Source organism: Rhizobium sp. NFR03, from assembly GCF_900111275.1.
In the GTDB taxonomy this organism is placed as follows: Bacteria; Pseudomonadota; Alphaproteobacteria; order Rhizobiales; family Rhizobiaceae; genus Ferranicluibacter.
Window position 1 is genome coordinate 923,771 of the sequence record NZ_FOGR01000002.1, and the last position, 9,322, is coordinate 933,092.

The window sequence follows — 9,322 nt, forward strand, 5'->3', positions numbered from 1 at the left end:
GTTGTAGCGTGAAGAGGGAGACGAGGCGGACCGACCGGAGTTGCGGGAATGCGGCGCGAGGACGGCTTTAGCCTCAGGGTGGAGACGGACATGAAGAAGTGGGTTTACACCTTTGGCGGGGGCAAGGCCGAGGGGCGGGCGCTGGATCACGACCTCCTGGGTGGCAAGGGCGCCAATCTCGCAGAGATGTGCAGCCTGGGTCTGCCGGTGCCGCCGGGTCTCACCATCGTGACACGCGCCTGCGCGCTCTATTCCGAAAACGGCCGCGCCATTCCCGACAGCCTCAAGGCCGAGGTGCTCGCCGGCATTTCCATCGTCGAGGACATGGCAGGGCGGCGCTTCGGCGATGCGGAACGGCCGCTGCTCTTGTCCGTTCGCTCCGGCGCGCGCGCCTCCATGCCCGGCATGATGGATACGGTTCTCAATCTCGGTCTCAACGACGACACGGTCGAGGCGCTGGCGCGCGACAGCGGCGATGCGCGTTTTGCCTGGGACAGCTATCGCCGCTTCATCCAGATGTATGGCGACGTCGTCATGGGCCTCGACCACGAGGTCTTCGCCGAACTGCTGGAGGACGAGAAGGGGCGGATCGGCAAGGAGCAGGAAACCGATTTCACGGTCGACGAGTGGCGCCGCCTCGTTGGTCGCTACAAGGATGTCATCGAGGAGGAGACGGGCGATGGATTCCCGCAGGATCCCGCTGTGCAGCTCTGGGGGGCCATCGGCGCTGTCTTCGCGAGCTGGATGAACCCGCGGGCCATGACCTATCGCCTGCTGCACAATATTCCCGCCGACTGGGGTACGGCGGTCAACGTCCAGACCATGGTGTTCGGCAATCTCGGCAATGATTCGGCCACCGGCGTCGCCTTCACGCGCAATCCTTCGACCGGCGAAAAGGCGCTTTATGGCGAATTTCTGGTCAATGCGCAGGGCGAGGACGTGGTGGCCGGCATCCGCACGCCGCAGAACATCACGGAGATCGCCCGTATCGATTCCGGCTCCGACCGGCCCTCGCTCGAAAAGGTGATGCCGGACGCATTCGCGGAGCTTTGCGCCATCTGCGATCGCCTGGAAGCCCATTATCGCGACATGCAGGATATCGAGTTCACCATCGAGCAGGGCAAGCTGTGGATGCTGCAGACCCGCTCGGCCAAACGCACGGCGCGCGCTGCGATGAAGGTCGCGGTCGATATGGCCGACGAGCGGCTGATCTCGCGCGAGGAGGCGGTGGCGCGCATCGATCCCGCATCGCTCGACCAGTTGCTGCACCCGACCATCGATCCCGCCGCCCGCCGCGATATCATCGGCGCGGGTCTCCCCGCATCTCCGGGTGCGGCGACCGGCGAGATCGTCTTCACCTCGGAAGAGGCGGTGCTGGCGAAGAAGGAAGGCCGAGCCGTCATTCTGGTGCGGGTCGAGACCAGCCCGGAAGACATTCACGGCATGCATGCGGCCGAAGGCATTCTGACGACGCGCGGCGGCATGACGAGCCACGCGGCCGTCGTCGCGCGCGGCATGGGCATCCCCTGCGTCTCCGGTGCCGGCAGCATTCGCGTGGATCTGCGCAATGAAAAGCTCGTCGCCGCCGGCACTACCTTTGCCAAGGGCGACGTCATCACCATCGACGGCTCCTCGGGACAGGTGCTCAAGGGCCGGGTCTCCATGGTCCAGCCGGAACTCTCCGGCGATTTCGGCCGCATCATGGAGTGGGCGGATGCCAGTCGGCGCATGACCGTGCGTACCAATGCCGACACGCCGGCCGACGCCCGCGCCGCGCGCTCCTTCGGCGCGGAGGGCATCGGCCTCTGCCGCACCGAGCATATGTTCTTTGAGGGCGAGCGCATCAACGTCATGCGCGAGATGATTCTGGCTGCCGACGAGGCCGGTCGGCGAACATCGCTCGCCAAGCTCCTGCCGATGCAACGGGCCGATTTCACCGAGCTGTTCTCCATCATGCACGGCTTGCCGGTAACGATCCGCCTGCTCGATCCGCCGCTGCACGAGTTCCTGCCGAAGACCGACGAGGAAATCGCCGATGTCGCCGTGGCGCTGGGCATGAAGCCGCTGGAACTGCGCCAGCGGGTGGATGCCCTGCACGAGTTCAACCCCATGCTCGGGCATCGCGGCTGCCGGCTGGCCATTTCCTATCCCGAAATCGTGGAAATGCAGGCCCGGGCGATCTTCGAGGCGGCCGTGCTGGCGGCGCGGGAGACGGGCGCGCCCGTGGTGCCGGAAATCATGGTGCCGCTGGTGGGGCTGAAGGCCGAACTCGACTACGTCAAGGCGCGGATCGATGCTGTCGCCGCCGAGATCCTGAACGAAGCCGGCGTCGGCATCGACTATCTCGTCGGCACCATGATCGAGCTGCCGCGCGCCGCACTTCGCGCCCATGTCATCGCCGAGTCCGCCGACTTCTTTTCCTTCGGCACCAACGACCTGACGCAGACAACCTTCGGTATATCGCGTGACGATGCCGCACAGTTTCTCAACACCTACCGCATGAAGGGCATCATCGATCGCGACCCCTTCGTTTCGATCGATTATGACGGCGTGGGGGAACTCATCCAGATTGCGGCCGAGCGAGGCCGGGGCACGAAGAACGGCCTCAAGCTCGGCATCTGCGGCGAGCATGGCGGCGACCCGGCCTCCATCCGCTTCTGCGAGGAAACCGGTCTCGATTATGTCTCCTGCTCGCCGTTCCGCGTGCCCATCGCCCGCTTGGCGGCTGCGCAGGCGGCAATCAACGGAAGGGCTTCAGGGGCCTGATTTTTTGAGGTGCGGCCCCAATTTTTGGGTGAAACCCCCTGAGGATTCACAACCGCTTAAAGTTTCATCAGTACGGAATTAAGCAGATAAGTCTTAAGGACGATTCGGATGACACAGGGACGACGAAGTGCGCGATCGCTCTACTGCAAGTGGAGGCGTGCCTCCCTTGTCGTAGCGGCTGCACTTGTCGGCATGGCGCTCTGGATCGTCTCGCCATCGGCGACGGCTTATGTCGATGCGGAAAGCAATCTCGTCTCCCTACGGGAGTATGAAACGATGCTGCGGACGTTGCGCGCGCTGTCGGCCGAGCGCGGTCCGTCCAATGTCGTCATGTCTGTCGAGGTCGGTTCCGATCCCTACGCTCTGACCCGGCTGCTGGAAGTTCGACGCGCGACCGACAATATGCTGTCGAGCCTGGACCGCACGAAGAACCTGCCGCTCGCCCCGGGCGTCGTCCGCGCCCTGCGCGAGAATCTGGGCCTTGCTCGCCATCGCATCGACGCCATCACGCAGATACCGCAGGCAGAGCGCTCCCTTGATATGCTGACGCAGGCGATCACGGATATGTTTGCGATCGTGGACGAGCTTCAGCCAGCCGTCGCGCTGGCCGCGGAAACGCTGGAGAAGCGCAATCCCGCTCTCGCTGCCAGCGTCTTCACCGCCCTCATCGTCACGGATCTGCGCGAGCAGGCCGGCCGGCTGGCAAGCCACATCGTGCCCAGCGTGTCGCGCTCCCTTCCGCTGTCGCAAGACGCGATCGACAGGATCAATCGCACGCGAGGCAGTATCGACGCGTTGATGCACATGCTCGGCCTGCGTCTCGACGTCTCCGAAGGCAAGCTGCGCCCGCTGATGGGCGAGGTTCGCCGCCTCTTTATCGGTCGTGGCATCCACCTCATCGAGAGGCTGACTCTGGAGGGGCGATCAGGGGCGGGGCGAGTCGGCGGGCACTACAGCGTTGCACCTGCGGGGCTCACCGGCCTCTACGTGCCGACCCTCGTTCCGTTGGAAGATCTGCGCCAGGCCACCATCGACCATATGCTGAAGAACATCGTGCGAAGCCGGGATTACGCCTTCCTCAGGCTCGTCGGCATGGCGGCAGCAACCATCCTGCTCCTGACGCTGCTGGTCGCGGTCATGCGCCGGCTTTATCTGTCGGTCCTGCGCCCGTTGCTGACTGCTCATGAAATGATTCTCGGGCTCGCCGAGGAGAGACCGGCCGAGCGACAAGCCATGAGGGCGGATACGCGGGAGATCAACGACCTCTTCGACGCCATCACGCGGCTGGAAGGCCAGCTTGCCGAACGGCGCGAACTGACGGAACGGCTGCGCTTTCAGGCCGAAACCGATCCGCTGACCGGCCTCCTCAACCGTTCCCGCTTCCTTGGTCTGGGGAATACGAGATTTGCCGCCGGGATCACCGGGGAGAAAAGGCCCGACACAGGCAGCGGAAAGGTCGAGCAGAGCCTCGGCGTGCTCTATATCGATCTCGATGGCTTCAAGGCTGTCAACGATACATTCGGCCACTTTGCTGGCGACCAGCTTTTGCGGGAGATCTCCTTCCGCCTCTCGAACGTCGCGGAGCCGGAAAGCCTGCTCGCGCGCCTTGGCGGCGATGAGTTCGCTTTCTGTACGCTTGGGTTCGATATGGCGGGTCTCGAAGCTTTCGCAAGCCGCATCCTGCTGCAGTTCAACAAGCCGATCGATCTGGACGGCCTTCCCGTCCGGGTTGGCGCGAGCATCGGCATTGCCTTGATGGCGGCCGGGCAGGTGCCGGAGGCGCGCATTTCCTCCTTCTCGCAACTCTGTTCGAATGCGGACATGGCGCTTTATGATGCCAAGCGAAACGGGCGTAACACCTACCGCATCTTCGACAGCGAGGTGCAATACCCACTGCCAGAGCGTCAGGCGCTGACGGCCTGACGTCGCTCATCCCGAGACAGGCGACGGCTTACGGAATCTCGACCTACATTCGCTGAAACACATCCACGAAGGCCTGCGCGAAACGGGCAAGGCCTGTGGTGCGCTCATTTGGCTTCTCGATGCGGATCGACGTTCCGTCGGCCTCCAGGCAGGCAAAGATCGTTTCGCTGCCGACACCGTTGTCACGCGGGATCCGCAGCACGGCGATCCGCTGGCAGTTCTCGACAAGGCCGGAGGCGGGGAGGTCGAAGAGGAATGCCCCCTTGAGATCGGCGGCAGCGGCGCGCACCCTGTCGGAAAAACCGTCTCCATCCGGCGCCATGCCGTCGAGCGACAGTTCGAGCTCCAGCATTTCCATGGTGAATTCGAAGGCGCCGCCATCCGGCGTGCCCGTCGCCGGCTGAGTCTTGGCCGGCTGGGCCTTGCCCAGCTCAACCTTGCCCGGCTGGATCTGGGCGGAATGGGTTTCGATATCGGCAGTACGCATGGTCGTCATCCCTTCGCAACCGGCCTGATCCGTTGAACCAGGCCCGACCGCAGCCTTGCACCCGCTGGTTCGAACGCGGATTCTGTTAACAAGAATGGCAATTTCGTGGCCATGCGTCTCCCGGTTGAGGAATTTCACAAGGCGCTTACCAACGCGCTCGTTGCCGAAAGGTTCCCAACCGCGGATGTCGGCAGATTGCAGGCAGGGGAAACGTTCCCCTGTCGACGGACGCAGCATGGTGTAAGAGTTTGTTTGCAAAGCCGGTGGCAGAAACTTGGCGTAGAATATTCTCGCTCCGCCAGAATTTTCGACACACCGGGGCGCGAAGAGCAATCACGGCTCGATCCGCAGCGGTTATCGAACAGACAGTCCGGGGACGGGTCGCGGCGCAATGGCCGTACAGAGGCAGAGACAGAGGTTCGGCCGGCAATGATTACCTATGAGCGCCCGATTTCCCACGCCGCCCGCTGGGCGCGCCACGTCGCGCGGCTTGCCTTCGCCATGTTCGTTCTGTCTCTTGCCGCCCATCGCTTCGGGTCCCTTTCCAGCACGCTTTTCGTCACACTCGTCCTCGTCAGCGCGGGGCTGGCGCTGGTGGCCGTCATTCTCTCCGTCATCGGCTTCGTGCGCCTGTGGCAGGTGGCGGCCGTCGGCGGCATCGCATCGACCATGGCCTTGCTCTATGCAGCGCTCCCGCTTGCCGCCGCCGGGCTTGCCCTCGTGCAGGTGGTGGAAAAGCCCGCGATCACCGATGTCTCCACCGATCTCGCAACGCCGCCTCCTTTTATCCGGGACCGGCCGATCGAGACGGGCTGGTTGACGCCCGCAGCTCCCGTCGTCGCCGACCGCCAGGCACAGGCGCGCGCCTATCCCGCCCTCACGGGTCGTCGTTACGACGGCGCGCTCGACCGGGTGCTCACCGGCGTGCGCACGGTGGCCGACCAGTCGGGCATCGCCATCGTCGCGGAAGAAGGCCTTGAAAATGCCGAGCCGGATTTCGAGGATCTTGCGCTGAGGGCGGAGCCTCCGGCCGATCCCCAGCGAGACGCTCTTGCGAAATCCCCCGGAAAAGGGACCGGAAAGACGACGGGGAGAACGGCGGGAAAAGCGGGACGGGATCCCACGGCTGCGCGCGACCCGGGCCCTGTTCCCATTCCGCTTTCGCGCCCGAAGCTGGAGGTGGCGCCCATGCCGCCCGGCCGGAAAGCCGGCGACATCCTGTTGCAGGGAGAAAGCCGCAGCCGCATCGCAGGCTTTCGCTTCGACCTTGTCATTCGCCTTCGCGAGGAGTCCGAAACGACCTTCGTGGATATCCGCGTCGCCTCCCGCCTCGGCCACCACGACCTAGGCCTCGACGCCGCTGCGGCCGAACGCTTCCTCCACGCGCTCGACGCGGAGCTACTGGGCATCGCGGGGGACTGACCCGCAGGACCGCAGGGAAACGACCTAAACCGCATCCCCGGCCAGACGATAGTGCCCCATCAGCGCGGGAGGGCCGTCAGTGACAACAAGCCCGCGTTCCACCAGATCCTCCAGATGCGCCAGCACCGACAGCGCCGCCGCCCCATGCAGCCGGGGATCGGTGGAGGCATAGAGCGCCTGCACGATCTCCGCTATCCCCCGATCGCCGCGGCGGATGCGCTCCAGCACGCCGCGCTCGCGCATGCGCCGGTGCGCGCGCAGGCCGCGCAGGAATTTCGCGGGCTCCCTCACCGGGCCGCCATGGCCCGGCAGATAGAGCCGGTCGTCGCGCGCCAGCATCTTGTCGAGCGAGGCCATATAGTCACGCATCGAGCCGTCCGGCGGCGCGACGATGCTCGTCGCCCAGGCCATCACGTGGTCGGCGGAAAAGACGATGCCCGTGTTGTCGAGCGCAAAAGACAGGTGGTTCACCGTATGCCCCGGCGTGGCAAGCGCGGTCAGTGCCCAGCCGTCGCCCTCGATCGTCGCGCCGTCGGCAAGGGTCAGATCGGGCGCGAAATCCATATCGGAGCTTTCCGAAAACGGATTGACCTCGCCGTCGTGAAGCGGCCGCGACGGCCGGTGCGGGCCTTCCGCCGCGATCACCCCGCCCACTTCTGCCTGCAGAACGCGGGCCAGCGGCGCATGATCGCGATGCGTATGGCTGACGAAGATATGGCTGACCGGCCGCCCGTCGATGGCCCGCAGGAGCGCCGCCAGATGCGCGTCGTCCAGCGGACCGGGATCGATCACCGCCAGCCTGCGCTCGCCGACGATATAGCTGTTCGTACCGTGGAAGGTGAACGGCCCGGGATTATCGACCGTCAACCGCCGCACGCCATCGGCGACCTCGACCGCCTGCCCATGCGCCGGCTCGAAAGCGAGCTCGAAATGCGGCTCTTCCTCGCTCTCCAGAGGTGCGCCGCTCACTTGAGTTCGATCTCGATGAAGCTCATGGGTTCGGTGCCGGCATTGACGACATTGTGCTCCACCCCCGCATCGCGCCGGTAGACCGCGCCCTTGGCGACATCGAATTCCCGCTCGCCTTGCGCATCCTCGATCCGGAACCGGCAATCCGTCATCGGCACGACGACATAACCGAGCCCGTGCACATGATGCCCCGTCTCCGCGCCGGGCGCGAAATCCCACTGCGTCACGCGCATGACGGCATCATCGCTGATCACCGTCGGCCGCGCCGGCATCCGAGCCCGATATCCCGCCATCCATTTCTCCTTGCGACCGCGTTCAAAAGGAACCTAAAGCGTCTTCGGCAAATCCGAAAGACCGCGACGCGCTTGAGGGAAACGTACCCGCACAAACCGGCTCTTCCCACAAACTTGCCACCGAACAAACTTACCCGTTGTCCCCGCCCTCACGCTTTGCTATCAGCCGAACACCCGGACATCACCGCACCCGGGCCGGCAATGGGGCGTCGCCAAGCGGTAAGGCACCGGTTTTTGGTACCGGCATTCCCAGGTTCGAATCCTGGCGCCCCAGCCAGCAACTCCTTTTCAGCCTGGAAATTCACGTTTTCCAGCGCTCGTGCTGAGCTGGGAATCGAACTCAGTGAATGGGTGTAGTGGCGAGCATCCCTGAGGATGACAGGTGCCTAAGCCTCCGGACAGTCGATACGCCATTTCCGGCCACCAGAGCCTCATCTTCTCGAAGCTGGCTGATCCGTGAGAGAGAGCTCCCGCAGCTACCCGCTGGTCGACTTAAAGCCACGGGCTCTGGAGATAGCGTTGACAGCCTCTTCGCTTGTCGCGCGGCAGCTTCTTCAGGGCCGAATCCTGTCGCCTTGCACCTGCGTTCTTCGGGGCCGCAATCCTCCTGCGCGGCATACGGCCGCTATGGCCTATCAACAATGATTGGATTGCTGCCGTAAAGCTGTCATGCTGATGATATCTGCAGACAAGAGTATCTCCATGAAGCGTCCTACCATTGCCGATGTCGCACAGGCGGCGGGCTTGAGTGTTGCCACCGTCGATCGGGTTTTGAACGGTCGTCTTCCCGTTCGCGAGGAGACCTCTCGAAAGGTGTATGAAGCGGCAGAGAGGCTGGGCTTTCACGGCGCCAAGATCATCCGCCAGCGCATGATGGCCGATCTGCCGTCTTATCGATTCGGCATTATTCTGCGGAAGGAGCGACAGCCATTCTATCAGGCTTTTGCCGAACAGTTGAATGCGGCGGCGGCGGCCGTGAAGGATCGTCATGTCAGCCTGACGATCACCTATGCTGTTTCGGGCGAGCCGAGCGAACTGTCGGAACTGATGCACGGCATGGCCGGCAAGGTTTCGGCGATCGCCGTGACGGGGCCGGATCACTATGACGTGACGGCGGCAGTCTCGACGCTGAAGGCCAAGGGCATCCCGACGTTTGCCCTCTTGACCGATCTGGCTCAAGGGGTGCGCGAGGCCTATCTCGGCACCAACAATATGAAGGTCGGCCGAAGTGCGGCCTGGATGATATCCAAACTCTCGCCCGCACCGGGAAAGGTGGTCCTGTTTCTCGGCGGCCACCGGTTTCACGGACATTCGCTCCGTGAAATGGGTTTTCGCGCTTACATGCGCGAGTTCGCGCCGCAGTTTCAGGTTCTCGATGCTCATATCAACCTTGAAACCCGGCGGCTGACCTATGAACTGCTGATGGATACGCTGTCGCACCATCCCGATCTCGTCGGCGTTT

The 9,322-nt window shown here is 64.0% G+C and carries 7 protein-coding genes and 1 tRNA gene; 5 read left to right on the forward strand and 3 right to left on the reverse strand.

The window, feature by feature from the left end:
* The first annotated feature begins 90 nt into the window (after nucleotides 1-90).
* On the forward strand, nucleotides 91-2,766 hold the full coding sequence (gene ppdK, locus BSG19_RS09630; RefSeq protein WP_092987124.1) for a pyruvate, phosphate dikinase: 2,676 nt from the start codon (nucleotides 91-93) through the stop codon (nucleotides 2,764-2,766).
* Nucleotides 2,767-2,874: 108 nt separating this feature from the next.
* Nucleotides 2,875-4,689: a GGDEF domain-containing protein gene (locus tag BSG19_RS09635; protein WP_092987125.1), complete on the forward strand. Its 1,815-nt coding sequence runs from the start codon at nucleotides 2,875-2,877 to the stop codon at nucleotides 4,687-4,689.
* Between the two features lie 43 nt (nucleotides 4,690-4,732).
* Here BSG19_RS09635 and BSG19_RS09640 read toward each other — a convergent pair whose 3' ends face one another.
* Nucleotides 4,733-5,176, reverse strand: coding sequence for a hypothetical protein (locus BSG19_RS09640; RefSeq protein WP_139274749.1), 444 nt, complete (start codon nucleotides 5,174-5,176; stop codon nucleotides 4,733-4,735).
* A 429-nt stretch (nucleotides 5,177-5,605) separates the two neighbouring features.
* Here BSG19_RS09640 and BSG19_RS09645 point away from each other — a divergent pair, with 429 nt between their 5' ends.
* Nucleotides 5,606-6,598 (forward strand): DUF1499 domain-containing protein, encoded by a 993-nt coding sequence (locus BSG19_RS09645; RefSeq protein ID WP_092987148.1) that lies wholly within the window; start codon nucleotides 5,606-5,608, stop codon nucleotides 6,596-6,598.
* Between the two features lie 24 nt (nucleotides 6,599-6,622).
* On the opposite strand, the gene BSG19_RS09650 is transcribed toward BSG19_RS09645, so the two are convergent.
* Both BSG19_RS09650 and BSG19_RS26340 read right to left on the reverse strand, forming a co-directional pair.
* Complete coding sequence (locus BSG19_RS09650; RefSeq protein WP_244529168.1) at nucleotides 6,623-7,567, reverse strand: MBL fold metallo-hydrolase; 945 nt, start codon at nucleotides 7,565-7,567, stop codon at nucleotides 6,623-6,625.
* A complete protein-coding gene (locus BSG19_RS26340) occupies nucleotides 7,564-7,860 on the reverse strand; it encodes a cupin domain-containing protein (protein WP_244529169.1) in 297 nt (98 codons plus the stop codon). Before BSG19_RS26340 ends, BSG19_RS09650 begins: the two co-directional genes overlap by 4 nt.
* A gap of 202 nt (nucleotides 7,861-8,062) precedes the next feature.
* Between BSG19_RS26340 and BSG19_RS09655 the strand changes: the two genes are divergently transcribed.
* Nucleotides 8,063-8,137 (forward strand) — tRNA-Gln (locus BSG19_RS09655).
* 425 nt (nucleotides 8,138-8,562) lie between these two features.
* Nucleotides 8,563-9,322 (forward strand): LacI family DNA-binding transcriptional regulator (locus BSG19_RS09660; RefSeq protein WP_092987431.1); only part of this gene is annotated, 760 nt, incomplete at its 3' end.